The organism is Rhodopseudomonas sp. AAP120 (assembly GCF_001295845.1).
Lineage (GTDB): Bacteria > Pseudomonadota > Alphaproteobacteria > Rhizobiales > Xanthobacteraceae > Rhodopseudomonas.
Map to the genome: position 1 here is coordinate 54,717 of NZ_LJIC01000073.1, position 26,816 is coordinate 81,532.

A 26,816-nucleotide genomic window follows, 5' to 3' on the forward strand; every position below is an offset into this window, starting at 1 on the left:
TAATTTGCGCCTCCGCGCGCAACGGCGCGGCCGGTTCCCTCCTGACAAAAAGTGGCTCCATGCTTCGCGGAATTCGCAACGCCTCATCCAACTGGGTCGGCAAGACCATCATGACCATCGTGATGGGCGTGCTGATCATCAGCTTCGGTGTCTGGGGTATTGCGGATATCTTCCGCGGCTTCGGCCGGTCGACGCTGGCCAGCATCGGTGGCACCGAGATTTCGACCGAGCAATTCCGCCAGACCTATAACGATCGTCTGCAACAGATCGGCCGCCAGTTCGGCCGGCCGCTGACGCCGGACCAAGCGCGCGCCTTCGGCATTGACCGCCAGGTGCTGCAGCAGGTGATCGCCGAAGCCGCGCTCGACGAACAGGCGCGCCGGCTCGGCCTCGGCCAGTCCGAGGAAGATACGATGAAGAGCGTTCTGGCGGATCCGAACTTCAAGGGGGCCAACGGCGCGTTCGATCCGAACCGCTTCCAGCAGGTGATCCGCCAATTCGGCTTCACCGAGCAGCGCTACATGACCGAGCAGCGCAAGGTCGCGCTGCGCCGCGAACTCGCCGGCACCGTCACGGCGGGCCTCGCGGTGCCGAACACGATGCTGCAGGTCGCCAGCCAGTTCCAGAACGAGCAGCGCGCGATCGACTATCTGAAGCTGACGGAAGCGCAGGCCGGCACCATCGACCCGCCCTCCAGCGAAGCGCTGGCCGCGTTCTACGAGCAGCACAAGGCGCAGTTCCGCGCGCCCGAATATCGCAAGATCGGCTACGTGGTGCTGACGCCCGACTCGGTCGCGAAGTGGACCGAGGTGTCGGACGAAGACGCCCGCAAAATCTACGAGGAGCGCAAGGACAAGCTGTCGACGCCGGAGCGGCGGCAGGTGTCGCAGATCGTCTTCCCTAACGCGGCGGACGCCGAAGCCGCCCGCAAGAAGATCACCGACGGCGCCTCGTTCGAGGACATCGCCACAGAGCGCGGGCTGAAGCCGGCCGACGTCGAACTCGGCCTCGTCAGCAAGGCCGACATGCTCGACCCGGCGGTGGCGAACGCCGCGTTCTCGCTGCCGGTCAATGAAGTCAGCCAGCCGATCAAGGGCGCGTTCGGAACGGCGCTGGTCCGGGTTTCGAAGATCGAGCCGGGCGTGCAGCCGAGCTACGAGAGCGTGGCGCAGACCATCAAGCGCGAGATCGCGCTCGATCGCGCCCGCGCCGAAGTTCAGAGCCAGCACGACAAGATGGAAGACGCCCGCGCCGGCGGCGCTAACGTCGTCGACGCCGCCAAGACGCTCGGCCTGAATGCCGTGACTATCGAGGCCGTCGACCGCTCCGGCCGTGGCCCGGATGGTCAGCCGGTCAAGGACATCCCGCAGGGCCTCGATCTCGCCACCCAGGCGTTCAACGCCGACGTCGGCGTCGATACCGACGCGATCAGCTATCAGAACGGCTATGTCTGGTTCGACGTGCTCGGCGTGACTCCGTCGCACGAGCGCAGCCTCGACGAGGTCAAGGATCAGGTCGAAGCCCGCTGGCGCTCCGAGCAGGTCACCGACAGGCTGCGCAAGATGGCCACCGAGCTGGTGCAGAAGCTCGGCACAGATGGCAAACTCGCCGACGTGGCGCCGGCGGGCGTCAAGGTCGAGACCGCCACGGGCCTCAAGCGCGAGGGCACGACGAGCGTGCCCGCCAGCGTGGTCGACGCCGTTTTCAGGACAGCCAAGGACGGCACCGGCCAGAGCCAGGGCGGCAGCGGCACCGAATGGTTCGTGTTCCGCGTCACCGACATCACCGTGCCGCCGGTCGATCTCGCATCCGCGGAGGTGACCAAGCTGAAGGAAGCCCTGATCCAGCGGATCACCGACGAGCAGGTCGGCGAATATATCGCTTGGCTCGAGAAGGACCTCGGCACCAAGATCAACGAGCAGGCGGTGGCGCAGGCGACGGGGGCGGTGAGCAACTGACGCAGCTGTCTTGCGTCGGTGTCGCCGGATGGGGACATGATTGATTTCAAAGCTGTAATCGGCAAGGTCGCGACTGGCGCGACGCTGACGCGGGACGAGGCGGCGAGCGCGTTCGACGCCATGATGTCGGGCGATGCGACGCCGTCGCAGATGGGCGCCCTGCTGATGGGCCTGCGGGTCCGCGGTGAGACGGTGGACGAGATCACCGGCGCGGTGACGACGATGCGGTCGAAGATGCTCACCGTCGACGCCCCGGCCGACGCGGTCGACGTGGTCGGCACCGGCGGCGACGGCTCCGGCTCGGTCAACGTCTCGACCTGTGCATCCTTCATCGTCGCCGGCTGCGGCGTTCCAGTCGCCAAGCACGGCAACCGCGCGCTGTCGTCGAAGTCCGGCGCCGCCGACGTGCTGAACGCGCTCGGCGTCAAGATCGACATCACGCCGGCGCAGGTCGGCCGCTGCGTCCACGAGGCCGGCATCGGCTTCATGTTCGCCCCGACGCATCACCCGGCGATGAAGAACGTCGGCCCGACTCGCGTCGAACTCGCCACCCGCACCATCTTCAACCTGCTCGGCCCGCTGTCGAACCCGGCCGGCGTCAAGCGCCAGATGATCGGCGTGTTCTCACGGCAATGGGTGCAGCCGCTGGCGCAGGTGCTGAAGAATCTCGGCTCCGAGGCGATCTGGGTGGTGCACGGCTCCGACGGCCTCGACGAGATCACCCTCTCCGGCCCGACCGCCGTCGCGCAGCTCAAGGATGGCGAGATCACCAGTTTCGAGATCAGCCCTGAAGACGCCGGCCTCTCGCGCGCGCCTGCGGAGGCGCTGAAGGGCGGTGACGCCGAGGCTAATGCAGTCGCGCTGCGCGCGGTGCTCGAAGGCATGCCGGGCCCCTACCGCGACGTCGCGGTGCTCAACGCCGCGGCGACGCTGATCGTTGCCGGCAAGGCCCAGGACCTCACGCAAGGCGTCGCGCTGGCCACGCAGTCGATCGACAGCGGCGCGGCCGAAGCGCGGCTAAAGAAACTGATCGCGGTCGCCGCGGCGGCGTAAACGAGCCCTACAACGCGCTCGTCATTGCGAGCGAAGCGAAGCAATCCAGACGCGCCGCGCATGGAGCTGGATTGCTTGGTCGCTTCGCTCCTCGCCATGACGAAACGCTGGCGTTATTGTACAGCGACCCCTACGGAGCGTGCCGGTGTCCGACATCCTGACCAAGATCGAAGCCTATAAGCGCGAGGAGATCGCGGCAGCGAAGCGTGAGCGACCGCTTGCGGCACTGGAGGCGATCGCGCGTGAGGCGGCGCCGCCGCGCGGCTTCGTCCGCGCGCTGCGCGCCAAGCATGCGGCTGGCGACTACGCGCTGATCGCCGAGATCAAGAAGGCGTCGCCATCGAAGGGCCTGATCCGCGCCGATTTCGATCCGCCGGCACTCGCCAGGGCCTATGAGCAAGGCGGCGCGGCGTGCCTGTCGGTGCTGACCGACACGCCGTCGTTCCAGGGCAGCCTCGATTATCTGGTCGCGGCCCGCGCCGCGGTGTCGCTGCCGGCGCTGCGCAAGGATTTCATGTACGAGCCGTATCAGGTGGTGGAAGCGCGCGCCTACGGAGCCGACTGCATCCTGATCATCATGGCGGCGCTCGACGATGCCGAAGCCAAGGACATCGAGGACGCGGCGTTCGACCTCGGCATGGACGTGCTGGTCGAGATCCACGACGGTGCCGAACTCGACCGCGCGCTGAAGCTGCGCTCGCCGATGATCGGCGTCAACAACCGCAACCTGCGCACCTTCGAGGTCACGCTCGCGACCAGCGAAGCGCTGGCACCGCGGATCCCGCAGGACCGCCTGATGGTCGGTGAAAGCGGCATCTTCAACCCAGCCGATCTCGCCCGCCTCGCCCGCGTCGGCATGTCGACCTTCCTGGTCGGCGAAAGCCTGATGCGCCAGGACGACGTCACCGCCGCGACGCGGACGCTGCTGGCACGCGAACCGGCGTTGCAGTCAACCGGGACAAAGTAGTGCAGCGCGCTGCGCCGAGCGTCGGCCTTCACCCTCCCCTGGAGGGGGAGGGTCGACATGGGACGCGCGAAGCGCGGTCCATGTCGGGGTGGGGTGACAGCCTCTCGGTCCTAACGTGCATCACCGCCAGATCATCCCGCGTGGTTTCACCCCACCCCGGACGGCTGTGCCGTCCGACCCTCCCCCTCCAGGGGAGGGTGAAGATGTCGCGCGCTCATCGTTCTCCTATCGAGAGATCTACCCGTGGCTAAGAAGACCAGCAAATCGTCTGCGCCCTCTCCCACCCTCACCCACATCGGAGCCACCGGTGAGGCGCACATGGTCGACGTGTCGGACAAGCCGGCGACCGAACGGGTCGCGGTCGCCGAGGGGCGCGTGGTGATGAAGCCGGCGACGCTCGAGCTGATCCTCAGCGGCGACGCCAAGAAAGGCGACGTGCTCGGCACGGCGCGGATCGCCGGGATCATGGCGGCGAAGCGGACCTCCGAGCTGATCCCGCTGTGCCATCCGCTGGCGTTGTCGAAAGTCACGATCGACATCACGCCGGACAAGAAGCTGCCGGGCTGCATCGTCCGCGCCACCGCCAAGGTCTCTGGTCCGACCGGCGTCGAGATGGAAGCATTGACTGCTGTCTCGGTGGCCTGCCTGACGATCTACGACATGATCAAGGCCGCCGAACGCGGCGTGCGGATCGAAGGCATCCACCTGCTCGCCAAGACCGGCGGAAAGTCGGGTGACTACGTCGCGGACGCGCGAGCCAAATAGGCGTAAGCTCGGCGCCGATCCGCAGGGAGCGCGCCGATGCCGACAGATGCAGCTTCTCCGCCCCTCGTCGGCCTCAGCGAGCTCGACGCCGACGCGAGGTTGAAGGCCGAAGGCTTCAACGAACTGCCGCGACCGGACCGGCGGACGCTGCTCCGCATCGTGCTGGAAGTTTTGCGCGAGCCGATGCTGGCGCTGCTGCTCGGCGGCGGCGTGATCTATCTGGCGCTCGGCGACTTCAAGGAAGCCATCATCCTGCTGGTGTTCGCCAGCCTGTCGGTGATCATCACCGTGGTGCAGGAAAGCCGCACCGAGCGCGTGCTGGAAGCGCTGCGCGACCTGACCAGCCCGCGCGCGCTGGTGATCCGCGGCGGCGAGCGCAAGCGCATCGCCGGCCGCGAGGTGGTACGCGGCGATCTGCTGGTGCTGGCTGAGGGCGACCGCGTCGCCGCCGACGCGGTGCTGCTGGAGGCCGACGACATCCAGGCCGACGAGTCGCTGCTGACCGGCGAGTCGCTGCCGGTGCGCAAGATCGCGCGCGACGAGGCCGGCGAGTTGATTGCGCGCCGGCCCGGCGGCGACGATCAGCCGGTCGTGTATTCCGGCTCGCTGATGGTCCGCGGCAGCGGCATCGCCGAAGTGATCGCCACCGGCGCGCGCAGCGAGATCGGCAAGATCGGCCAGGCGCTCGGCACGATGCAGACCGAGCCGCCGCGCTTGCAGACCCAGACCCGCAAGCTGGTCCGCGTGTTCGGCCTGATCGGCGGCGCGTTCAGTATCCTCGTCGTGATGCTGTACGGCACGCTGCGTGGCGGCTGGCTCGACGCGGTGCTGGCCGGCATCACCGTCGGCATGTCGATGCTGCCGGAGGAATTCCCGGTGGTGCTCACCGTCTTTATGGCGATGGGCGCGTGGCGGATTTCGCAGGCCCGCGTGCTGACACGGCGGGCCGCCGCGATCGAGGCGCTCGGTTCAGCCACGGTGCTGTGCACCGACAAAACGGGCACACTGACCGAGAACCGGATGAGCGTCGCCGAACTTCGCCTGCCGACCGGCGATGTTTTCCATCCACGCGCCGGCGACCTCCCGCCGACATTCCGCGATCTGCTCGACACTGCCCTGCTCGCCGCTGCGCCCGACCCGTTCGACCCGATGGACCGCGCACTGCATCGCCTTGCCGGCGAGCACCTCCCGGACGGCGCCGATGCGCGTAGCCTGGTGCATTCCTACGGCCTGCGCCGCGACCTGCTGGCGATCACCCAGGTCTGGCGAGATCCCGACGATCTCGACAACTACGTCGTCGCGGCCAAAGGCGCGCCGGAGGCGATCGCCCGCATGAGCGGCCTCGGCGACGCCGATCTCAGGCTACTATCAAGAACGATCGATACGATGGCTGCCGATGGACTGCGCGTGCTAGGCGTCGCCCGCGCCTCACATCCCAGCGACGATTGGCCGGAGACGCCGCTCGGTTTCGGATTTGCGTTTCTCGGCCTCGTCGGACTGGCCGATCCGCTGCGCGAGGCGGTGCCGGCGGCGGTCGCGGATTGCCGCACAGCGGGCATCCGCGTGGTGATGATCACCGGCGACTATCCGGTGACGGCGCGGGCGATCGCGCGCGAGGCTGGTATCGAGGCGGAGACGAGTATTACTGGCGACGAGATCGGCCGGCTCGACGACGCCACCCTGGCGCAGCGCCTGAAGACCACCACCGTGTTCGCGCGGATCATGCCGGAGCAGAAGCTGCGCATCGTCGAGGCTCTGAAGGCCGACGGCGAAGTCGTCGCCATGACCGGGGACGGCGTCAACGACGCGCCGTCGCTGAAGGCGGCGCATATCGGCATCGCGATGGGGGGCCGTGGCACCGACGTCGCACGCGAAGCGTCTGCGATCGTGCTGCTCGACGACGACTTCGCCTCAATCGTGAAAGCGATCCGGCTCGGCCGGCGGATCTACGACAATCTCGTCAAGGCGATGGGTTTCATCTTCGCCGTGCACGTGCCGATCGCCGGGTTGGCGCTGCTGCCGCTGCTGTTCGGCCTGCCTATCCTGCTCGGCCCGATCCACATTGCGTTTCTTGAGATGATCATCGACCCGGTCTGTTCGATCGTGTTCGAAGCCGAGACCGCCGAGGACGACGTGATGCGCCGCAAACCGCGCGATCCCGAGCAGCCGCTGTTCGGCCGCGCACTGATCGGCTGGGGCCTGGTGCAGGGCCTGCTGGTGTTCGCGCTGGTGGCTGGCGTGTTCGTCATCGGACAGTCTCGCGCGATGCCGGAGACCGAACTGCGCGCCCTGACGTTCTTTGCCCTGGTGTTGAGCTTCGTCTGCCTGATCTTCGTCAACCGCTCGTTCTCGACCTCGATCCTGGCAGCGTTGCGCCGGCCCAATCCGATGCTTTTGGTCGTGCTGATCATCGTCGCCGGCGTACTTGGCCTCAGCCTCGCCTGGCCTTGCCTGCGCGAACTTTTCAAATTCGGTCCGCTGCACGGCGACGATCTCGCACTCACCGCCCTCGCCGCGCTGCTGGTGCTGATCGTGCTCGAACTGATCAAGCCGCTGTGGCGCAGCGGATTGGGCGGCGTATCGCCGCAGCGCGCGGCGTAGCCCCCGCGTGAAGCTGTCAGGACCAGCCTGGATCTGTCGGCCGGTAGCAGTCTCACCATTTCCCCATGGGACCTTGACGGTCGGGCGCTGCGTCACTCGATCGGCTCGATGAAATGCGTACAGCTGCTGCAGTCGGTCCGGCCGATCAGCTTGTCGTATTGCTTGGATCGATTGTTGTACTCGAACAGCAGGCAAACGCCCGCAACTGCGGTCTTCTGACAGGCGAACCGCGGCAGCGCCAAGGCCTCGTTGATCGACAGCTTCAGCGCAACTGTCGGTGCGCTCATGCTCCAGATGCGACCGCTGGCCGCCGCCTTCTCAAGCGTCCTGCCGGCCGTCTTGGCCCGCTTCGCGGTCTTTTTGGCAGGCGCGCTCCGCGACTTCCGGGCTGATGGTGCCGTGCCCGCCTTCTTTGCCTTCTTTGCCTTCTTTGCCTTCTTGACCATTGCGACCTCCTTCGACGATGCGATGCAAGGCTATTGCAAGCGGGCGTTCCGGATGCCGTTCGATACGGCGAGACCGATTTCCGATGACAAGTGCGCCTCAGCGGCGGCGCGCGCCGGCACCACTGTCGAGACGAGTTGCGGCCGGCCGGGCGGCGGTGGCACGATCACCGTCGGCCCCAGCGTGAGGATCAGGTCGTGGGTGCGCGTTCGGCTCGCCGACAACAATGATCCCGATGGGTTGACCGTGACGCGCGCCAGTTTCCAGGACGGCGTGATGTTGCCCTTGGTCACGATCTCGAATTTCACTTCGTGCGACAGGACGTTCACACCCGTGCCGTCGGGCTTGTAGCGCCGGAAATTGATCAGGCCGGAGCTGCTGAGCGAGAGATTGTCGAACAACCAGTCGCGTAGCTTCAGATCGCTCTGCATCAGCATCCAGCCGCCCGGCCGCTCGCCGGGTTCGCATTCCTTCAGCTCGCGTAGCTCGCGGACGGTGTAGAACGCGCCGACCTTGTTGATCCGAGTGGCGTCGGACGACAGGTTGGCGCCTCCGGCGAGACTGAAAATCGACGTGGCCGCGCCCGGCGGAAACCAAATGGCGTTCGGATTGGCTGCGCTGTTCTCGCCCATCGTAAAATTGAGGCTCATCTGAACGCCCCAATTGTCCAGCACTGTGCGCGGATGCGCTGCGTAGACCGCAGCGAAGGAGTCGCGCAGCTCGCACTTCACATTGTGCACGATGCTATTGATGAGCGCCTGTTCGTCGGCCGCGTCACCGGGGGGCTCCTGAATGCCCGGAACGTAAGTCCCACACCCCGTCAACAATGCTGCGACGCAAAGCGGCAATATACGATCCACAAACATGGTATTGGCTCGCGACAACTAATTAAAAAAGAATAACTATATCGGCGGATCCAATCTCATGAGACCAGAAATTGCAAATGCAAATTCTGCTCGCGCCAAAGGTCGCGACACGTTGCGACGTTTCTGCAACAGAGATCAGTCCAATGTTGGTACCAGAGACATCAGCTGCAACGGACCGGAATGTGGTTTGGCGGTCCGCACGATATGGCGGCGCGACACTGGTCGCTTTGCTGGTACCAGGTGTGCCGAGGTCATCAGATGTGTACGCGCAGCCGTCGCGGCGGTCAGCGGGGAGCTGATCGCCGCGACCGTCCGCGTTGTTGCTACGCCGACATCGCTTCGATCGCCTGACGGTCGATCACGAAGCGGCTGGTATTGGCGCAGTCTTCGCAATGATAGGTGTGGCGCTCGAACTCAAAACTGCGCCCGACCGGCCGCGGCTCGACGCACGCGAGCCGCATCGTCGCGCCACAGACGGGGCAGCGCGCGGGATCGAACGTAGTTTGAATGTTTCGCCAGACCATAATGCCTCCTCCCCACTGGCTCGCTTCGCTCGAACGACAGGCTGTCGTCGCGATCACCGAGGCCGCTCGGCCGAACCGCCGCTCCGCCTTTCGGCGGCGGTTCGTCGTCGTCGAGCCGGCGTAGCGCGGCCAGAATGGCGGCGAGCGCAACCGTCCGGCCCGTTCCGGGCACGGCGCGCAGCCAAGGCTGCTGCTCGATCGCATTGGCGTCCGACGCCCATGAGGAGAGAATGGCCCGCTTCTCAGACGTGCTCAGCGCGTCGTCGCGCAGCACCTGATCGGGATGGTCGTACCCCGCAGCCGGGTTTTGCAAGGCGGTGTGGTCGAGGCCCGGAACATGGCGGCGGTCCAGAGCCGTTTCGGTCGTACTGTGCATAGCAATCCTCCCGAGCTACTCCTTTCAGAACGGGACGGTTCGAAAATTAGAAAGACCAGAACGGCTTTCAAGTCCCCGCCGAGAAAAATTTCGCGCTTCTCTCCATCCGCTTACCAGCTCCCTCTTGACGGCGAACGACGCGATCCCAGATCGATCAGCGCGCCCGCTACGGCGCGGTGCGCTTTCCTGATTTCCGTGATCGGATGATCAAGACTGAAGTGAGGAGGCATCCATGAACATGCGAGACATCATCCCCTGGAGCCGCGGCAGTCAGCCCGCTGTGCCGTCGTTCAACGGCGATCCCTTTCTGTCGCTGCACCGCGAAATGAACCGGCTGTTCGATGACGTTTTCCGCGGCTTCGATGCGCCGGCCCTTGCAAACCGCTTTCCGGCCCTCGGCAGTTCCTGGCCGAAGCTGGAAATCGCCGATACCGAAAAAGAGCTGACGGTCTCGGCCGAAGTCCCCGGCATGGAGGAAAAGGACATCGAGGTCCTGCTCGATGACGGCGCGCTGACGATCCGAGGCGAGAAGACATCGGCGACGGAAGACAAGGACAAGCAGTTCAGCGAGCACTTCTACGGCAAGTTCGAGCGCCGGATCCCGCTCGACGCCGCGATCGCGGCCGACAAGGTCAGTGCCTCGTTCAAGAACGGTCTCCTGACGGTAACCTTGCCGAAGAACGGGCCTGCACCGTCCTCCGCCAAGCGAATCGCAATCCAGCCCGGCAAGTGATCGCCGGTGGAACGCGCCGAAACGATCTGTTCATCATCCCGCAGTTCGCCCCGGGACGCTCCCGCCTTGTCCCGGGGCGCTCAGTATCGGCGCAAACAGAATTTAACAACTTCAGGGTGTAGTCGCTCGACAGAGGTATTTTCACCGGCGGGGCGAGAGTTGGTGATGAGACAAGAGCGACGATTTGCGCGTGTGCGGCCGAATGCGAGCGCGGGGAGCCTGATCGTGGGCCCCAAGCTGCCGGTCGTGTCCTGCAACGTGGTCGATTACTCCGCCGGCGGTGCCTGTGTGGAGCTGAACTCCGATATCAGCCTGCCGTCGCGGTTCGAACTTCTGCACGGCGGCACGAAGAAGAAATGTCGCATGGTCTGGAAGCGCGATCGCCGCGTCGGCGTCGCCTTCTGAGGCCGACTGTTGGCGTTCCGTTCGCGCTCAGCGCTGCAGGTCCGGCGGCAGCGGCGGGTTTTCGCGTAGCAGGCTGATGGTCACCCGGCGGTTGGCCGCAATCGTCGGCGCCTCCGGAAACAGCGGCTCGCCGTCGCCTTTGCCGGCCACCGACATCACCCGGCTCGCCGGCAGCCCCTCGCGCTTGAGAATCTGGCGGACCGCATTGGCGCGGCCGGTGGAGAGGTCGAAGGCGTCATAGTCGTCGCTGGCCGCCACCGCGACGGCCGCAGTGTGGCCGACAATCGCGATGCGAAGCGCCGTCGCACGCAGCGGCCCGGCGAGCCGCGCGATCAGCAGGCGCGCGTTTTCGTAGGGCACCGCCGACCCATCCGGAAACATCGGCCGGCCGTCCTGATCGGTCAGTTCGAGATTGAGGCCAGCGGGGGTTTCCTCGAACACCACGTTCTTCGACAATTCGGCCAGTTCGGGCGAGTCCTGCAGGGCCTGGCGGAGCGACGCGGATGCGAGCGCGAATTCACGCTCCGCCTTGGCTTGCGAGGCCGCGCTGCTGGCGCCACCGGCGTCTTCACGATACGGCGTGGCGCTCGACTGATCGGGAGCGACGTTCTGTTTGCTGCGGACCTTGCCCTGGACCGGCACGCCGTCGGTCTCCAGCACGCCCGAATAGCGCGACTCCTGCTGCACGCCGAACGCGTCGCGCATCGAGCCGGCCACGATCTGCATCTTGCGCAGATCCTGAGTCGAGAACGACACCAGCACGAGGAAGAAGCTGACGAGGAGCCCCATCAGATCGGCGAACGTCACGAACCACCCGTGCCCGGCGGGATGATCGTCCTCGACCTTCTTCTTGCCTCCGGCGCGACCACTCCCGCTCAGCATCGGAGATGATCCGACATCGAGCACTTGGCAAACGAGCGATGAAGTCCGACGCGCATGGCGATCGCCGCTGATGGATCCGGCGCCGCGTGCATCGGGCCTCGGAGACGGCCTCGCCGCGCAGCTTCGCTGTTCTAGAATGGTACGCATGAACAAACGGTTGTCGTTGTTCCTCAATGTTTCCGGACCATACTAGACTTCCGTCGGCATCTCGCCTCGGCGCTGCGTTCCTGCTAGGTCTTCGGCATGACAACCTCTTTAGCCCCCGGCGCGGTCGATGCGCTGCTGTTCGACCTCGGCCGCGTGGTAATCGATTTCGATCTCGCACGTACGCTGAAGGCCTGGGCCGTCGAACTCGGTACCGACCCGTCGGCGATGATGAAACGGCTGGCGGCCAACGACACCTTTCACCGCTATGAGACCGGGCAAGTCACCGAAGCCGAATTCTTCGCGGCGGTGCGCGACACGCTGGGATTGAAGCTCTCCGACGACGCGCTGCGGGACGGCTGGAACGCGATCTTCATCGGCGAGATGCCCGGCATCGCACCGCTGCTCGCGCGCGCCGCGCAGCACCTGCCGCTCTACGCGCTCTCCAACACCAACGATGCGCACATCGCGCATTTCTCCGAACATTATGCGCATCTGCTGGTGCACTTCCGCGAGCTGTTCCTGTCGTCGCGGATCGGGCTGCGCAAGCCGAACGCCGAAGCTTACGACCACGTCGTGAAGCAGATCGGCGTGCGCCCGGAGCGCATTGTGTTCTTCGACGATCTGGCCGAAAACATCGAAGCCGCGCGCCGGCACGGCCTCAAGGCGGTGCACGTCCGCTCCAGCGCGGATGTGGCGCAGGCGCTCGATCAACTCGGGTTGCCGTGAACAGCCCGACTGACTGCTGACGAGTAGCCATGACAGATGCTGCGACCGACCTCGCCTGGGATCATCCGAACCCGTTCACGCTGACGCTGGTGCCAGGTCCGGCCGACATCGACGGGCTCAATCACACCAACAACTCGGTCTATGTCCGCTGGTGCGACAGCGTCGGCTGGGCGCATTCCGAAGCGCTGGGTCTGGCGCTCGCCGACTGGGAACGGCTCGACCGTGCGATGGCGATCCGGCGCGGCGAATACGACTATCTGCTGCCGAGCCACTTGGGCGATGAGTTGCTGCTCGGCACCTGGATCTACGGCAGCGACGGCAAATTGGTGATGGAGCGGCGCTTCCAGCTGATCCGGCTGCGCGACGGCGCCACCGTGATGCGCGGCCGTTGGCAACTGGTCTGCATCGAGATGTCGAGCGGCCGCCCTCGCCGCCTGCCGCCGGAGTTTGCCGCGATTTATTTGCCGGTGATGGTGCGGCCGAAAGACGAAGCGCCTCCCGATCGGGCGTGACGAACCGACGCTACTGCGCCGGCAGCGACCGGCAGTCCATCGAATACACCAGCTCACCCTTGGCGGTGCGGCCGATCGGCTGGCACGGCGTGGCCGCGCGCGACACAGCCGGTGCGGCGACCGCGGACGGGGCCGTGGCCGCTGACGCAACCGCCGGTGCACTCGCCGGTGCCGGCGTCTGCGTTGGTGCGGCAGAAGGCGCAGCGGCCACCGCTTCGGGCGCACTCGCCGCCGGCGGCGCGTAGTCCGGATTGGCCGACGGCATCCAGCCTTTGCTCCAGTCGTGGCGGACCGCATAGGTGGTGCCGAACGCGATCAGCCCGATCACGCCGACAATTCGCAGCAGCCATTTGGCAAAATCGTCACCCATCTGCACGCTCCACTGCCGGCCACAACGCCCGCGACGAGTGGTTCCTACCGCCGCGCGGCCCGGGCCGACAATTAGGATTTCGTTGGGCGGACCGTCGCACCGAGTGCTGCGGTGCATCTTGCGCAAGCGGCGCGGCGCACCTAAAGCCGAAGTATGAGCTGTTTTCATCTTCTCCGACTGCAATCATCGCTCGCCCGCTCCGGAGTCTGCCAATGGCGCTGATGCCGGTTGCCGACGCGCTGGCTGCGGTGCTGAATGGCGCCGCAGGCCTCGCCACCGAGGCGGTCGCCCTCGAGGATGCCCATGGCCGCGTGCTGGCACGCGATCTTGCGGCACTGCGCACCCAGCCGCCGCAGGCGATGTCGGCGATGGACGGCTATGCGGTGCGCGCCGCGGACGCCGCGACTGCGCCGGCGCGGCTGACCGTGATCGGCGAGATCGCCGCCGGCAAGCCGGCCGCGCTCGGCGTCGGCCCCGGCCAGGCGCTGCGAATCTTCACCGGTGGCGTCATCCCGGATGGGGCCGACGCCGTGGTGATCCAGGAAGACACGGTGCGAGACGGCGATCAGGTGACCATCACCGAGGCTGCCCGCCCCGGCCGTCACATCCGGCCGGCCGGCGTGGACTTCACTGAAGGCGAGACTCTGCTGCATGCCGGACATCGGCTGAACGACCGCGACCTCGCACTCGCCGCCGGCATGAACCATCCGGCGCTGCCGGTGTATCGCCGGCCCCGCGTGGCGATGCTCGCCACCGGCGACGAGCTGGTGATGCCGGGCAGCAGCCTGCAGCCGGGCCAGATCGTGTATTCGAACGGCTACGCGCTGCGCGCGCTGGCGCGCAGCGAAGGCGCCGAGGTGATCGACCTCGGCATCGCCGGCGATACGGTCGAAGCGACTACCGCGGCGATCCGCAAGGCTCGCGATCTCGGCGTCGACGTGCTGGTTACCACCGGCGGAGCCTCGGCGGGCGACCACGATCTCGTCAAGCAGTCGCTGGAAGCGGAAGGCACGCAGATCGCGTTCTGGAAGATCGCGATGCGGCCCGGCAAGCCGATGATGCACGGAAGGCTCGGCCCGATGCGGGTGATCGGGCTGCCCGGCAATCCGGTGTCGTCCTATGTCTGCGCCTTCCTGTTCATGGTGCCGTTGCTGCGCGCGCTGTCAGGGATGACCGAAGTGATGCATCGTCGCGAACCGGCGGCGCTCGGCGTCGAACTCACCGCCAATGACCAGCGCGAAGACTATCTGCGGGCGCATCTGCAAGCGGGCGACGACGGCCGCCTGATCGCGACGCCCGTCGACCGTCAGGACTCGTCGCTGCTGGCGCGGCTGTCGGCCGCGCAGGCGCTGATCATCCGGCCGCCCCATGCCCCAGCCAGCGCGGCCGGCGCGAGCTGTCACATCCTTAAGCTCCCCCTATAGCGAACGATGAATTTGTTGACCCCAAATTAAGAGGTTGCAGAACACATACCGAACAGATAGTGTTCGTTCATGATTTGTTTCGATTCATGTCGCCTCATTACCTCGCTTCACGACGTGATGACGCATGGTGATGACGGACGAGATGGCGATCGTCGCCAGATTGGGGAATGGTCGGGATGCTGACGCGCAAACAATTCGAGCTGCTGAAATTCATCAACGAGCGTTTGAAGGAAGCCGGGGTGCCGCCCTCCTTCGACGAGATGAAGGACGCGCTGGACCTGCGTTCCAAGTCCGGAATCCACCGCCTGATCACGGCGCTCGAAGAGCGCGGCTTCATCCGCCGACTGCCAAATCGGGCACGCGCAATCGAGGTCATCAAGCTGCCAGATCTCGGCGGCAACGCCGGCGGGGCGCGGCGCGGGTTCACCCCGAGCGTGATCGAAGGCAATCTCGGCAAGGTGCGGCCGCCCAGCCCGCAGCCGGTCGAACATGAGACCGACCGCAACGTCGCCGTGCCGGTGATGGGCCGAATCGCCGCCGGTACGCCAATCGAGGCGCTGCAGACGCGAAGCCATACCATCAGCGTGCCGCCCGAGATGCTCGGTGCCGGCGAGCATTACGCGCTGGAAGTACGCGGCGATTCGATGGTGGAAGCCGGCATCCTCGACGGCGACATGGCGCTGATCCAGCGCAACGAGAGCGCCGATACCGGCGACATCGTGGTGGCATTGATCGACGAGGAGGAAGCGACACTGAAGCGCTTCCGCCGCCGCGGCGCGTCGATCGCGCTGGAGCCCGCCAACGCCGCCTACGAGGTCCGTATCCTGCCGCCGAACCGCGTCCGCATTCAGGGCAAGCTGGTCGGCCTGTATCGCAAGTACTAATCGCGACCGCCCTCGAACGGCGCGATCTCAGAGCTGGTGAGTCTTGAGCCAGTCCAACACGTCGGCTGCATTCCGGTCCGGTGGAAACACCGGATAGAACACGTGGCTGACACGGCCGTCGTCGATGATGAGCGCGATGCGCTTCAGCAGCGTCATGTCGGCGACCTGCATGGTCGGCAATCGCGCGGCGGTCGCGAGCGCGAGCCTCTCGTCCGACAGCACCGGAAACGGCAGGTGCAGCCGCGTCGCCATTTCGCGCTGATAGGCGGTGCTCTGCGTCGACAGGCCGAAGACCTGCGAGGCGCCGGCCGCTGTCAGCTCGGCGTACAAGTCCCGAAACGAGCAGGTTTGCGGCGTGCAGCCGCGCGCGCCGGGGATCATGTCCCAGTCGTCCACCGGCGAGATCTGCCCCGGCACTCCGGTCCGCGGATAGCCAAACACAACCGTGCGTCCCCGCAGCTTCGACAGATCGACGGTGTCGCCACTGGTGGCAGGCAGCGACACCGACGGCAGCGTCATGCCCGGCAGATGCGCGGCCGCGCCGTCATCGGCCGGGGCCGGAATCAGGGACCAATCGACGTCCTGCAGATTGGGCTGTGCCATTCTCGCTTCTCCCGCCCGTGATGGGCACGCATTTCCGGCAGCCACAGTCCACGTCGCGCGATCAGCCGCGTGCCCTCAGCAACCGGCCCTTTTCGCGGCTCCAGTCGCGTTTCTTCTCGGTCTCGCGCTTGTCGTGCAGTTGCTTGCCCTTGGCCAGCGCCAGCAGCAGCTTGGCCCGGCCCTTTTCGTTGAAATACAGCTTCAACGGAATCAGCGTCATGCCCTGCCGCTCGACCGCGCCCATCAGCTTGTTGATCTGCTTGCGATGCAGCAGAAGCTTACGCGGCCGCTTCGGCTCGTGATTGAAGCGGTTGGCCTGCAGGTATTCGGGAATCGTGGCGTTGATCAGCCAGATCTCGCCGCCGCGCGAATCAGCGTAAGATTCTGCGATCGTCGACTTACCGCTGCGCACCGACTTCACCTCGGTGCCGGTGAGCGAGATGCCGGCCTCGATGGTGTCCTCGATCGCATAGTTGAACCGCGCCTTGCGGTTCTCGGCCACGACCTTGATCGGGCGTTCGTTCTTGTCGGCCATTGCGGCTGAACCTCGTAATCGCCGCCCCGCTGCAGGTCAGACCTGCGGACGGTTGCCGCTTTTCAGAATATCGCGAATCTCGCTGAGCAGTTCCTGCTCCCGGGTCGGCTTCGCCGGCTCGGCTGGCTTCGCCTCGTCCTTGCGCTTCAGCCGGTTCATCGCCCGCACCACCATGAACAACACGAAAGCGACGATCAGGAAGTTCAGCGTCAAAGTCAGGAAATTGCCCCACGCCAGCACCGCGCCTTGCTTCTTGGCCTCGACCAGCGTGTTCGCCGTCACCGCTTTAGACAACGGCGTGAAGTAGTTCGAGAAGTCGAGGCCGCCGGTGATCGATCCGATGATCGGCATGATCACGTCGCCGACCAGCGAAGAGACGATCGCGCCGAACGCCGCGCCGATGATGACGCCGACCGCGAGGTCGACGACATTGCCCTTCATCGCGAACTCGCGAAATTCCTTCAGCATCGCGTCTCCCCCAAGCTTGTTATGGTCGGCGCCCGACCGAAGCAGGCGCCGGAGATCAGTTCAGCAAGCCGGCGTGCATCATCGCCGCGCGGATCACCTTGCCGGTCGGTTCGGTCACCGGCATCAGCGGCAGCCGCACCTCTTCGTGGATTCGGCCGAGCAGCGTCAGGCCGTGCTTGGCGCCGGCGACGCCCGGCTCCTTGAACACCGCGTCGTGCAGCGGCACCAGCCGATCCTGGATCTTCAGCGCGCCCGCATAGTCGCCCCCGAACACCGCGCCCATCAGGTCCGAGCACAGCTTCGGCGCCACGTTCGACACCACCGAGATGCAACCATGGCCGCCCGCCGCCATATAGGCCAGCGCGGTCATGTCCTCGCCGGAGAGCTGCAGGAAGTCGGCGCCCATCGCATGGCGCTGCTGCGACACGCGGCCGAGATTGGCGGTAGCGTCCTTGACCCCGGCGATGTTGTTCAGCTCGTACAGCCGGCTCATGGTGTCGACCGACATGTCGACCACCGAGCGCGGCGGGATGTTGTAGATGATGATCGGGATGCCGATCGCATCGTTCACCGCCTTGAAGTGCTGATACATGCCTTCCTGGGTCGGCTTGTTGTAATACGGCGTCACCACCAGCACCGCCTGGGCTCCGGCCTTCTCGGCGTGCTTGGCAAGTTCGACCGCCTCACGGGTCGAATTCGATCCAGCCCCGGCGATCACCGGCACCCGGCCCCTGGCCTCCTCGACGCACCATTCGACCACCTTGTGGTGCTCGTCATGGCTCAGTGTCGGGCTCTCGCCGGTGGTGCCGACCGGCACCAGACCATGGGTGCCCTCTTCGATCTGCCAGTTGACCAGCGAACGAAATGCGCCCTCGTCCAGCGATCCGTCTTTCTTGAACGGCGTGACCATGGCGGTAAACGACCCCCGGAAATTCGCCTTGGCTGCCATTGGTATTCTCCTGACGCGCATCGCCTGCAAACGAACCGCCTTCATAACGAGTCCGCGACAGCGGCGAAAGACCTGACGTTACGACGGAAACGCCAGCGACGCTCGCTTGCGGATGCGAACGCTCCGGGCAAGGATGACGGAGTTCGAAGGTCTTAGCCTCCGATTTTCAAGTTCCGTCGAAACGACCGACGGCCGAGTTGGACCGGCTCCAACTTCGCTGGAACCCCTGAGCTTAAGGTACTGGTTCCGCGCTGTAATCCGCGTCACTGACCTGCTCCATCCAGGTCGCGAAGCTGCCGTCCAGAGCCTCCTGCATGGCGATATGGGTCATGCCATTGGTTGGCGACGCGCCGTGCCAGTGCTTCTCGCCCGGCGGAATCCAGACCACGTCACCGGCGCGAATCTCCCGGACCGGGCCGCCGAGCGTCTGGATGCGGCCGACCCCCGCGATCACATAGAGCGTCTGGCCGAGGGGATGAGTGTGCCAGGCGGTGCGGGCGCCCGGCTCGAAGGCCACGCGGGTCGCCGCCAGCCGCGCCGGGGCCGGCGCGGACACGATCGGATCCTGCCACACCGTGCCGGTGAAATAGTCGCTGGAGGCGCGCTGCGTCGGTCGGGAGCCGGCTGCGAAGATGTCCATGGTCTGGCCTCCCCGGGGCGCTTACGCCTTGCCCGCCTTCTCCTTGAACGCGGCATAGCGCGCCTTGGTTTCGGCGTTCATCGGATACAGGCCGGGCAGCACCGCGCCGTTGTTGACCTCCTCGACGATCCAGCCTTCCATCCGCTCCTGCTCCGGTCCCTCGGCCAGCACGTGGTCAAGCAGCGCCTGCGGAATCAGCACCGCGCCATCCTGATCGGCGACGATGATGTCCTTGGGGAAGACAGCGACCCCGCCGCAGCCGATCGGCTCGCCCCAGCCGACGAAGGTGAGGCCGGCCACCGAGGGCGGCGCCGCCGCGCCGTTGCACCACACCGGCAGACCGGTGCCGAGCACGCCTTCGAGGTCGCGGACCACGCCGTCGGTGATCAGCGCAGTGATGCCGCGCTTGACCATGCGGGCGCACAGGATGTCGCCGAACACGCCGGCATCGCTGACGCCCATCGCGTCGATCACCGCGATGCAGCCTTCCGGCATCGCCTCGATCGCCGCGCGGGTGGAGATCGGCGACGCCCAGGACTCCGGCGTGGCGAGGTCCTCGCGCGCCGGCACGAAGCGCAGCGTGAACGCCTCGCCGACCAGCCGCGGCTGCCCCGGACGCAGCGGCCGCGCACCGCGCAGCCAGACGTTGCGAAGCCCCTTCTTCAGCAACACCGTGGTGATGGTCGCGGTCGAGACGCGCGCAAGGATGGCGATGGCTTCCGGGGTCAGTGACATGTGCACGCAGCTCCTCAAGAGATCGGAGCCGCATCTTGCGGGCGCGCCTCTCCCCGTCAAGCTGCAACTCGCGCTCGGCTGACCTTCGGCAAACGCCTGATCAGCATGGCTTATCGGTTGTTCCGGCAATCAGTTATCGGCTGTGAGCCGTTCACGAAGTGATTTTCAAGCGATCCGAAAACACGCTATGCGTAGACCTTCGCCGATAATGAGAGGGGCGTGTTCAGAAGACATGGCGCTGACGACTCCCCGTATGTTGCCGAGCGGCGACTCCGCCATCACTGTCGATTTCGGCCGCGAGATCAGCGACGAGTCGAGCCGCCGCGTGCTCGCGCTGGATCGCCTGCTCGGCGCCGCTCCGATCGTCGGTGTGCGTGAGACGGTGCCGACCTATCGTTCGTTACTCGTGCACTACGATCCGGAACAGATCGGCTTCGGTTCGCTCGCAGAACAGCTGACGCAGCTGGCGCAACAGCCGATCGAGACCGCGACGACCGCGCAGCGGCGCTGGCGGATTCCGGTCTGCTACGGCGGCGAGCACGGCATCGATCTGGAGGACGCCGCGGCCACGCTGAACACGACACCGGACGCGCTCATCGCGCGTCACGCCAGCGGCGACTACCGGGTTGCAATGATTGGTTTCACACCGGGCTGGTCGTATCTGTCCGGGCTCGATCCGGCGCTGGCGATCCCGCGTCGCCAGGCGCCGCGACTGCTGACGCCCGCCGGCACGATTTCGATCGGCGGGGTGCAGACCGGCGTGCAGTGCCTGCCCGGTCCCAGCGGCTGGCATCTGCTCGGCCGTACGCCCGTTCGGACCTATCAGTTGCACCGCGATCCGATCTTCCTGCTCGAGCCCGGCGACACGATCAGCTTCAGCCCGATCGACGCCAAGCAATTCGCCGAGCAGGATCGCGCCGCCGAGGCCGGCGAGATCGTCGCCGAGCTGGTGGCCGCATGAGCCGGCTGGTCATCGACAGCGTCGGGCCGGCGACCTCGGTGCAGGACGGCGGCCGGCATGGTGCGCAACGCTACGGCCTGACGCCGAGCGGCGCGATGGACCGGCTTTCACTGGCCGCCGCCAACGTCCTGGTCGGCAACACGCCGTTTGCAGCCGCGATCGAACTGGGACCACTCGGCGCCAAGCTCACGGCCCAGGACGGCGCGCTGCGCCTCGCCCTCACCGGCGCCGAGCGGCCCGCAGCCATCGACGGCAAGGCCATCCTGCTCAACGAGTCCTTCCTTCTCGGCGAAGGCAAGACGCTGACCCTCGGCATCGCGCGCAGCCAGGTGTTCAGTTACTTGGCGATCGCCGGCAGCATCGAGGGCGAGCCGATGTTCGGCAGCCTCGCGGTCAATGCCCGCGCCGGTCTCGGCAGTCCCTATCCGCGCCCGCTGCAGGCCGGTGATATCATTCCGGCCCAATCGGCTGCGCCCGGCGACGAGCGCCGGCTCGATCCGCCTAAGCTGGCCGATGATCCGATCCGCGTCGTACTCGGGCCGCAGGACGATGAGTTCGGCGACGCCGTCGCGACGTTCCTTGACGGCGAGTGGAAGATCTCCGCGACGAGCGACCGGATGGGCTACCGGCTCGAAGGTCCGGCGATCCGCCATCTGCATGGCCACAACATCGTCTCCGACGGCACTGTCGACGGCAGCATCCAGGTCCCCGGCAACGGCCAGCCGATCGTGCTGATGTCCGATCGCGGCACCAGCGGCGGCTATCCGAAGATCGCCACGGTGATCACCGCCGATCTCGGCCGCCTGGCGCAGCGCCAGCCGGGGCAGCCGTTCCGCTTCGCCGCGGTCGGGATGGGCGAGGCGCAGGCCGCCTATCGGGCGATGGCCAAGCTGATCCGCACCCTGCCCGATCGTCTGCAGGAAGCGCACCACGTGACGCTCGACCTCGACGCGCTCGCCACCGCGAACGTCGCCGGCGCCGCAGTCGATGCCCTCGATGGCTGAGCACTGAATTAATTGGAAGAAAGGCCTGAGATGAAGATCGACCTGAACTGCGACCTCGGCGAAGGCTTCGGCGCGTGGAGCATGGGCGACGATGCGGCGATGATGAGCATCGCCACCAGCGTCAACATCGCCTGCGGCTTCCACGCCGGCGACCCCGACATCATGCACAAGACCGTGGTGATGGCGAAGCGGCACGGCGTCTCGATCGGCGCGCATCCGGGCTTTCGGGACCTGCACGGCTTCGGCCGACGCCCGGTGCCCGGCATCACCGCGGCGGAAATCGAGAACCTGGTCGCCTATCAGATCGGCGCGCTGCAGGCCGTCGCCACGCTGGCCGGCCACAAGGTCACGCATGTGAAGGCACACGGCGCTTTGTCGAATGTCGCCTGTGAAGACGACATGACCGCCCGCGCGATCGCGGCAGCGATCAAGGCGGTCGATCCGTCGCTGATCTTCGTGGTGCTGGCGAATTCGAAGCTGGTCGCTGCCGGCGAAGCCGCAGGCTTGGCTCTGGTCCATGAAGTGTTCGCGGATCGCGCCTATGAGGACGACGGCAATCTGGTGTCCCGCCGCAAGCCCGGCGCCGTGCTGCATGAGCCGGCGGCGATTGCCGAGCGAGTCCTGCGGATGGCCCAGGACGGTGCCGTGGTGTCGGTCACCGGCAAGGTGATCAAGATGCGCACCGACACGGTCTGTATCCACGGCGACACCAGCGGCGCGGTCGAGATCGCCCGCGGCGTGCGTCAGCTGCTTGAGCAGAACGGCATCAAGGTCGAGCCCTTCGCGCGGACGTGAACGCCGCGTCTCGCCTCAGAACGGGCGGAGGTGCGGCGCTCCGAACGCGACTGCGGCGATAATGCCGAAGGCGGCGCTGACGGCGAGGATGTCGACGTTCAGCACCGTCGCGGCCGACGCCAAAGCGCGGCGGATCGCCGGTGCGTTCGTGCGGTCGTGCTGTGTCATCGCGGGTCTCCCAAACTCTCGCGGAACAACAAAAGCCCGAATCCGCCGCCCCGCAAGGCGGCCGGCGAAATAACGACGCCCGTGCCACGCAGGTCCCGGAACCGGCAGAAATCTTCTCTTCCGCAGCCGCGAAGGCGACGTTCTTTCTAGGCCCTTGGAGGCCGAAACCGCCTTGTCTCCGCCGTCGAACCGGTTTAGCTCGGGACCTTCAATCAGGCAGTTTTGGACCGATGCAGCAGGCCGCCGCGCCAAAAATCAGCTTTGTCTCGCTTGGATGTCCCAAGGCCTTGGTGGATTCCGAGCGGATCATCACGCGTCTGCGTGCCGAGGGCTATGAGCTCGCGCGCCAGCACGACGGCGCCGATCTCGTGATCGTGAACACCTGCGGCTTCCTCGACAGCGCCAAGCAGGAGTCGTTGGCGGCGATCGGCGAAGCGATGGCGGCCAACGGCAAGGTCATCGTCACCGGCTGCATGGGCGCCGAGCCGGAACAGATCGAGCAGGCCTATCCGGGCGTGCTGTCGATCACCGGCCCCCAGCAATATGAGAGCGTCCTCGACGCCGTGCACCGTGCCAAGCCTGCGCTGCACAATCCCCACCTCGATCTCGTCCCGGAGCAAGGCATCCGGCTGACGCCGCGGCACTACGCGTATTTGAAGATCTCGGAGGGCTGCAACAATCGCTGCAGCTTCTGCATCATTCCCAAGCTGCGCGGCGACCTCGCCTCGCGCTCCGCCGCCGATGTGCTGCGCGAGGCCGAGAAGCTGGTCGCGGCCGGCGTCAAGGAACTGCTGGTGATCTCGCAGGACACCTCGGCCTATGGCGTCGATCTGAAATACGCCGAGAGCGCCTGGAAGGACCGCGCGGTCCGCGCCAAGTTCATCGACCTCGCGCGCGAACTCGGCGACCTCGGCGCCTGGGTGCGGCTGCACTACGTCTATCCCTACCCGCATGTCGACGAAGTCATCGGGCTGATGGCCGACGGCAAGGTGCTGCCCTATCTCGACATCCCGTTCCAGCACGCCAGCCCCGACGTGCTCAAGCTGATGAAACGCCCGGCCGCGCAGGACAAGACGCTCGACCGCATCAAGCGCTGGCGCGCGGAGTGCCCGGAGCTGGCGCTGCGTTCGACTTTCATCGTCGGCTTCCCCGGCGAGACCGAACGCGACTTCGAATTTTTGCTCGACTGGTTGGACGAGGCCGAGATCGACCGCCTCGGCGCGTTCAAGTACGAACCTGTCGCCGGTGCGCCGTCGAACGCTCTGCTCGATCAGATCAGCGACGAGGTCAAGCAGGAGCGCTGGAACCGGCTGATGGCCCGCCAGCAGGCGATCTCGGCGCGGCGGCTGAAGCGCAAGGTCGGCACCCGGCAACAGGTGATCATCGACGAAATCGGCCCGACCGTCGCCAAGGGGCGCTCCAAGGCCGACGCGCCCGAGATCGACGGCAGCGTGTACTTGTCGAGCCGCCGCCCGCTCCGCGTCGGCGAAATCGTCACCGCCAAGATCGACCGCGCCGACGCGTATGATCTGCACGGGACTGTGGCGGGGTTCTGAGTCACAACGCACGTGCCCCGGATGCTGCGCAGCGCGCCGCACTTGCGGCGTGATGCGCTGCTGAACCTGGGCCCGGTGACCTGAGGTCCCAGTTGATCTGGACTGCAGTTGGTTGAAGCTGGAAGAACCGGGGTCCCGGATCGGCGGCGCAGCGCTGCGCGCTGCACCTTGTCCGGGACACGAGGTTGGTCGGTTACGGCTTCAAGATCGACGCGCCTGTGGTGACCCGCCCTTCCAGGTCGATATGCGCTTTCGCGGCGTCTTTTAGCGCATAAGCGTGGTTGATCGGGACGTGGAGCTTGCCTTCGATCACCGCGGAGAACAGCGTATCGGCGCCTTCGATCAGTTCCTTGCGGGTGCCGATGTAATCGTTGAGCTTCGGCCGGGTCGCAAACAGCGAGCCGTGGGCGTTGAGCTCGGCGAGCGAGAACGGCGGCACCGGACCGGAGGCGTTGCCGAACGACACGAATAGGCCGCGCGGCTTGATGCACTTCAGCGAGCCTGGAAAGGTCGTCTTGCCGACCCCGTCGTAGACCACGTCGCACAATTCGTTGCGGCTGATCTGTTTGACCCGCGCGACGAAGTCTTCCTCGTTGTAGAGGATGACGTGGTCGCAGCCATTGGCGAGCGCGAGATCAGCCTTGGCCTTGGAGCCGACGGTGCCGATCACATGCGCGCCGAGCGCCCGCGCCCACTGGCACGCGAGCAGGCCGATGCCGCCGGCGGCGGCGTGGATCAGGACGCGGTGGCCGGGCTCGACCTTGAAGGTCTTGTGCAGCAGGTACCACACCGTCAGGCCCTTGAGCATCAGCACGGCGCCCTGCTCGTAGGTGATGTGGTCAGGCAGCTTGACCAGCTTGGCGGCTTCGATGTTGCGCTCGGTCGCGTAGCCGCCGAGGTTGGAGTAGTAGGCCACTCGGTCGCCGGGATGGAAATTGGTGACGTGCGGGCCGACGGAGACGACTTCACCGGCCGCCTCGTTGCCGGCGACGAACGGCATCGTCGGTGCCTTGTACAGGCCGGTGCGGAAGTACACGTCGATGTAGTTCAGACCCACGGCATGCTGGCGGATGCGGACTTCTCCGTCTCCCGGCGGCGGCAGCTCGACAGCCTCGTAGACCAGGGCCTCCGGGCCGCCAACCTGATGCACCCGCACCGCTTTCGTCATTCTCGTTCCCTCGGGAGTTTCCGCGTCGGGCAACCGAATGCCATCCGCGCGGCGTTGTCAACCGACCGCCGCGCGGGAGGCTCGCTGCGTTGCGTCAGCGCGTCCGGGTGCGGTTGCGCTTGGCCAGCACGTTGAACAGTTCGACGGCGGCCGAGAACAGAATCGCAAAGTAGATGTAGCCGCGCGGAATATGAAACTGGAAGCCGTCCGCGACCAGCGCGACGCCGATCAGCACCAGGAAGGCGAGCGCCAGCATCTTGGTGGTCGGATGTTCGGAGACGAACCGCGCCACCGGGCCGGACGAGATGTACATCACCGCCATCGCGATCAGCACCGCTGCGACCATGATCTCGATGTGCTCGGCCATGCCGATCGCCGTGAGGATCGAGTCGACCGAGAATACCAGGTCGATCACCACGATCTGCACGATCACCCAGAAGAATGCCTTCTGCACGTTCGAGGTCTTGTGCTCGGCCTCGCGGGCTTCGACCTCGGCGTGGATTTCGTGCGTCGCCTTGGCGATCAGGAACAGACCGCCGATGATCAGGATGATGTCACGCCAGGAGAACGCCTGCTCGGCGATCGTGAACACCGGCGCCGTCAGCCCCGTCAGCCAGACCAGCAGGCTGAGCAGGATCAGCCGGAAGATCAGCGCCAGCGCCAGGCCGATCTGGCGGGCGCGGGTCGCCTGCGGTTCGGGAATCCGTGACACCAGCACGGAGAGGAAGATGATGTTGTCGATCCCGAGCACGATCTCGAGCGCGGTCAGCGTCAGCAGTGCAGCCCAGGCTTCCGGGCTGTAGATCAGGTCGATCATCGTCGGGCTCGTTGAATCAATCGGATGATGGCGTCTGCGGCGACTATATAGAACGCTATCGCACAAAGCGTGACGGTCACCGGGGCCGGCACGGCGAAGTGTCGCACGAGGGCGTAGGCCGCCAGCACGCTCCAGATCACCATCAGCGTCAGGTTGAATCCGCGCAGCCGCGCTACCCGAACCGGATGCAGCACATGCACGGGAACGAACGTCAGCACGATCAGGGCGGCGATGGCGAGGCTTCCGACGGCGGCGGGCGGGTGAAGCAAGAACAAGTAGAAGGCCGCTGCGTTCCACAGCGCCGGAAAGCCGCGGAAGTGATTGTCCGCCGTCTTCATCCGTCGATCGGCAAAGTACAGGGCCGAGCTGACCACGATGCCGACGCCCAGCACCGGTGCGGCGATCGGGACCAGCAGCCCGCTGGCGGCGATCGCATAAGCGGGCACGAACACGTAGGTGAGGAAGTCGACCACGAGGTCGAGCACGTCGCCCGACCAATCCGGCTGCAGCCGGCCGACATCGAGCCGGCGGGCGAGCGGACCATCGACCGCGTCGATCAGCAGCGCGAGACCGAGCCACCCGAACATCGCCGCCCAATGCTCGCGAACCGCCTCCAGCATCGCCAACAGCGCGACGCCCGCGCCGGCGGCGGTCAGCAGATGCACCGCGAATGCGGCCAGGCGACGGGGGCGCGAAGCCGGCGGCAGCGGCGTCTGGTCCAGCGGGGTCATCGACTCACGCCATATCAGGTCCGGCGCGACTTTGCATTTCCCGCGACCG

Annotated in this window: 31 protein-coding genes; 15 read left to right on the forward strand and 16 right to left on the reverse strand. The window is 66.2% G+C overall.

Annotated elements, in window-relative coordinates:
- Positions 1-59: 59 nt before the first annotated feature.
- The 5 genes from IP86_RS13025 (at position 60) to IP86_RS13045 (ending at position 7,344) form a co-directional block, all read left to right on the forward strand.
- A complete protein-coding gene (locus tag IP86_RS13025; RefSeq protein WP_054162959.1) occupies positions 60-1,958 on the forward strand; it encodes a peptidyl-prolyl cis-trans isomerase in 1,899 nt (632 codons plus the stop codon).
- 36 nt (positions 1,959-1,994) lie between these two features.
- Entirely contained in the window at positions 1,995-3,011 is a 1,017-nt protein-coding gene (gene trpD, locus IP86_RS13030) for an anthranilate phosphoribosyltransferase (protein WP_054162960.1), read from the forward strand.
- 145 nt (positions 3,012-3,156) lie between these two features.
- Positions 3,157-3,978, forward strand: a complete 822-nt coding sequence (trpC, locus tag IP86_RS13035; RefSeq protein ID WP_054163001.1) for an indole-3-glycerol phosphate synthase TrpC — start codon at positions 3,157-3,159, stop codon at positions 3,976-3,978.
- Between the two features lie 243 nt (positions 3,979-4,221).
- Positions 4,222-4,743, forward strand: coding sequence for a cyclic pyranopterin monophosphate synthase MoaC (gene moaC / locus IP86_RS13040; protein ID WP_054162961.1), 522 nt, complete (start codon positions 4,222-4,224; stop codon positions 4,741-4,743).
- A 36-nt stretch (positions 4,744-4,779) separates the two neighbouring features.
- The gene (locus IP86_RS13045; RefSeq protein ID WP_054162962.1) at positions 4,780-7,344 is read left to right on the forward strand and encodes a cation-translocating P-type ATPase; all 2,565 of its coding nucleotides are present in this window, start codon (positions 4,780-4,782) and stop codon (positions 7,342-7,344) included.
- Positions 7,345-7,436: 92 nt separating this feature from the next.
- Here the strand turns inward: IP86_RS13045 and IP86_RS29230 are convergent, their stop codons facing one another.
- From IP86_RS29230 to IP86_RS13060, 4 genes are all read right to left on the reverse strand, one after another.
- On the reverse strand, positions 7,437-7,631 hold the full coding sequence (locus IP86_RS29230; RefSeq protein ID WP_156332489.1) for a hypothetical protein: 195 nt from the start codon (positions 7,629-7,631) through the stop codon (positions 7,437-7,439).
- 31 nt (positions 7,632-7,662) lie between these two features.
- A complete protein-coding gene (locus IP86_RS29235) occupies positions 7,663-7,818 on the reverse strand; it encodes a hypothetical protein (protein ID WP_156332490.1) in 156 nt (51 codons plus the stop codon).
- A gap of 2 nt (positions 7,819-7,820) precedes the next feature.
- The gene (locus tag IP86_RS13055; protein ID WP_156332491.1) at positions 7,821-8,438 is read right to left on the reverse strand and encodes a hypothetical protein; all 618 of its coding nucleotides are present in this window, start codon (positions 8,436-8,438) and stop codon (positions 7,821-7,823) included.
- Between the two features lie 630 nt (positions 8,439-9,068).
- Positions 9,069-9,554 (reverse strand): hypothetical protein, encoded by a 486-nt coding sequence (locus tag IP86_RS13060; protein ID WP_054162965.1) that lies wholly within the window; start codon positions 9,552-9,554, stop codon positions 9,069-9,071.
- 232 nt (positions 9,555-9,786) lie between these two features.
- Between IP86_RS13060 and IP86_RS13065 the strand changes: the two genes are divergently transcribed.
- Positions 9,787-10,287 carry an Hsp20/alpha crystallin family protein gene (locus IP86_RS13065; RefSeq protein ID WP_054162966.1) on the forward strand — a complete coding sequence of 167 codons (501 nt, stop codon included), beginning with the start codon at positions 9,787-9,789 and terminating at the stop codon, positions 10,285-10,287.
- 165 nt (positions 10,288-10,452) lie between these two features.
- On the forward strand, positions 10,453-10,692 hold the full coding sequence (locus IP86_RS13070; RefSeq protein WP_054162967.1) for a PilZ domain-containing protein: 240 nt from the start codon (positions 10,453-10,455) through the stop codon (positions 10,690-10,692).
- A 27-nt stretch (positions 10,693-10,719) separates the two neighbouring features.
- Here the strand turns inward: IP86_RS13070 and IP86_RS13075 are convergent, their stop codons facing one another.
- The gene (locus tag IP86_RS13075; protein WP_054162968.1) at positions 10,720-11,574 is read right to left on the reverse strand and encodes an OmpA/MotB family protein; all 855 of its coding nucleotides are present in this window, start codon (positions 11,572-11,574) and stop codon (positions 10,720-10,722) included.
- A 243-nt stretch (positions 11,575-11,817) separates the two neighbouring features.
- Here IP86_RS13075 and IP86_RS13080 point away from each other — a divergent pair, with 243 nt between their 5' ends.
- Positions 11,818-12,447 (forward strand): HAD family hydrolase, encoded by a 630-nt coding sequence (locus IP86_RS13080; RefSeq protein ID WP_054162969.1) that lies wholly within the window; start codon positions 11,818-11,820, stop codon positions 12,445-12,447.
- A gap of 29 nt (positions 12,448-12,476) precedes the next feature.
- Positions 12,477-12,959 (forward strand): acyl-CoA thioesterase, encoded by a 483-nt coding sequence (locus tag IP86_RS13085; RefSeq protein ID WP_054162970.1) that lies wholly within the window; start codon positions 12,477-12,479, stop codon positions 12,957-12,959.
- 10 nt (positions 12,960-12,969) lie between these two features.
- On the opposite strand, the gene IP86_RS13090 is transcribed toward IP86_RS13085, so the two are convergent.
- Complete coding sequence (locus IP86_RS13090) at positions 12,970-13,329, reverse strand: hypothetical protein (RefSeq protein WP_054162971.1); 360 nt, start codon at positions 13,327-13,329, stop codon at positions 12,970-12,972.
- Between the two features lie 212 nt (positions 13,330-13,541).
- Between IP86_RS13090 and IP86_RS13095 the strand changes: the two genes are divergently transcribed.
- Both IP86_RS13095 and lexA read left to right on the forward strand, forming a co-directional pair.
- Positions 13,542-14,753, forward strand: a complete 1,212-nt coding sequence (locus IP86_RS13095) for a molybdopterin molybdotransferase MoeA (RefSeq protein WP_054162972.1) — start codon at positions 13,542-13,544, stop codon at positions 14,751-14,753.
- A gap of 176 nt (positions 14,754-14,929) precedes the next feature.
- Positions 14,930-15,637: a transcriptional repressor LexA gene (gene lexA / locus IP86_RS13100; protein WP_054163002.1), complete on the forward strand. Its 708-nt coding sequence runs from the start codon at positions 14,930-14,932 to the stop codon at positions 15,635-15,637.
- Between the two features lie 27 nt (positions 15,638-15,664).
- Here lexA and IP86_RS13105 read toward each other — a convergent pair whose 3' ends face one another.
- From IP86_RS13105 to IP86_RS13130, 6 genes are all read right to left on the reverse strand, one after another.
- The gene (locus tag IP86_RS13105; RefSeq protein ID WP_054162973.1) at positions 15,665-16,240 is read right to left on the reverse strand and encodes a peroxiredoxin; all 576 of its coding nucleotides are present in this window, start codon (positions 16,238-16,240) and stop codon (positions 15,665-15,667) included.
- A gap of 61 nt (positions 16,241-16,301) precedes the next feature.
- Complete coding sequence (gene smpB, locus IP86_RS13110) at positions 16,302-16,775, reverse strand: SsrA-binding protein SmpB (RefSeq protein ID WP_054162974.1); 474 nt, start codon at positions 16,773-16,775, stop codon at positions 16,302-16,304.
- Positions 16,776-16,811: 36 nt separating this feature from the next.
- A complete protein-coding gene (gene mscL, locus IP86_RS13115; RefSeq protein WP_054162975.1) occupies positions 16,812-17,243 on the reverse strand; it encodes a large conductance mechanosensitive channel protein MscL in 432 nt (143 codons plus the stop codon).
- A 55-nt stretch (positions 17,244-17,298) separates the two neighbouring features.
- On the reverse strand, positions 17,299-18,192 hold the full coding sequence (gene dapA / locus IP86_RS13120; protein ID WP_054162976.1) for a 4-hydroxy-tetrahydrodipicolinate synthase: 894 nt from the start codon (positions 18,190-18,192) through the stop codon (positions 17,299-17,301).
- Positions 18,193-18,424: 232 nt separating this feature from the next.
- Positions 18,425-18,832, reverse strand: a complete 408-nt coding sequence (locus IP86_RS13125) for a (R)-mandelonitrile lyase (RefSeq protein WP_054162977.1) — start codon at positions 18,830-18,832, stop codon at positions 18,425-18,427.
- Between the two features lie 21 nt (positions 18,833-18,853).
- The gene (locus IP86_RS13130) at positions 18,854-19,567 is read right to left on the reverse strand and encodes a ribonuclease activity regulator RraA (RefSeq protein ID WP_054162978.1); all 714 of its coding nucleotides are present in this window, start codon (positions 19,565-19,567) and stop codon (positions 18,854-18,856) included.
- A gap of 232 nt (positions 19,568-19,799) precedes the next feature.
- On the opposite strand from IP86_RS13130, the gene pxpB reads away from it, so the two are divergent.
- The 3 genes from pxpB to IP86_RS13145 are packed head-to-tail and all read left to right on the forward strand — an operon-like array spanning position 19,800 to position 22,327.
- Positions 19,800-20,528, forward strand: a complete 729-nt coding sequence (gene pxpB / locus IP86_RS13135; protein WP_054162979.1) for a 5-oxoprolinase subunit PxpB — start codon at positions 19,800-19,802, stop codon at positions 20,526-20,528.
- Positions 20,525-21,532, forward strand: a complete 1,008-nt coding sequence (locus IP86_RS13140; RefSeq protein ID WP_054162980.1) for a 5-oxoprolinase subunit C family protein — start codon at positions 20,525-20,527, stop codon at positions 21,530-21,532. The genes pxpB and IP86_RS13140 overlap by 4 nt, the downstream gene beginning before the upstream one ends.
- A 30-nt stretch (positions 21,533-21,562) precedes the next feature.
- A complete protein-coding gene (locus tag IP86_RS13145; protein ID WP_054162981.1) occupies positions 21,563-22,327 on the forward strand; it encodes a LamB/YcsF family protein in 765 nt (254 codons plus the stop codon).
- Positions 22,328-22,342: 15 nt separating this feature from the next.
- Here the strand turns inward: IP86_RS13145 and IP86_RS28695 are convergent, their stop codons facing one another.
- A complete protein-coding gene (locus IP86_RS28695) occupies positions 22,343-22,495 on the reverse strand; it encodes a hypothetical protein (protein WP_156332493.1) in 153 nt (50 codons plus the stop codon).
- 230 nt (positions 22,496-22,725) lie between these two features.
- Between IP86_RS28695 and rimO the strand changes: the two genes are divergently transcribed.
- A complete protein-coding gene (rimO, locus tag IP86_RS13150; protein ID WP_054162982.1) occupies positions 22,726-24,051 on the forward strand; it encodes a 30S ribosomal protein S12 methylthiotransferase RimO in 1,326 nt (441 codons plus the stop codon).
- 193 nt (positions 24,052-24,244) lie between these two features.
- Here the strand turns inward: rimO and IP86_RS13155 are convergent, their stop codons facing one another.
- From IP86_RS13155 to pcsA, 3 genes are all read right to left on the reverse strand, one after another.
- Complete coding sequence (locus IP86_RS13155; protein WP_054162983.1) at positions 24,245-25,219, reverse strand: quinone oxidoreductase family protein; 975 nt, start codon at positions 25,217-25,219, stop codon at positions 24,245-24,247.
- Positions 25,220-25,313: 94 nt separating this feature from the next.
- Positions 25,314-26,036 (reverse strand): TerC family protein, encoded by a 723-nt coding sequence (locus tag IP86_RS13160; protein WP_054162984.1) that lies wholly within the window; start codon positions 26,034-26,036, stop codon positions 25,314-25,316.
- Positions 26,033-26,767, reverse strand: a complete 735-nt coding sequence (pcsA, locus tag IP86_RS13165) for a phosphatidylcholine synthase (protein ID WP_054162985.1) — start codon at positions 26,765-26,767, stop codon at positions 26,033-26,035. Before pcsA ends, IP86_RS13160 begins: the two co-directional genes overlap by 4 nt.
- Between the last annotated feature and the right edge of the window lie 49 nt (positions 26,768-26,816).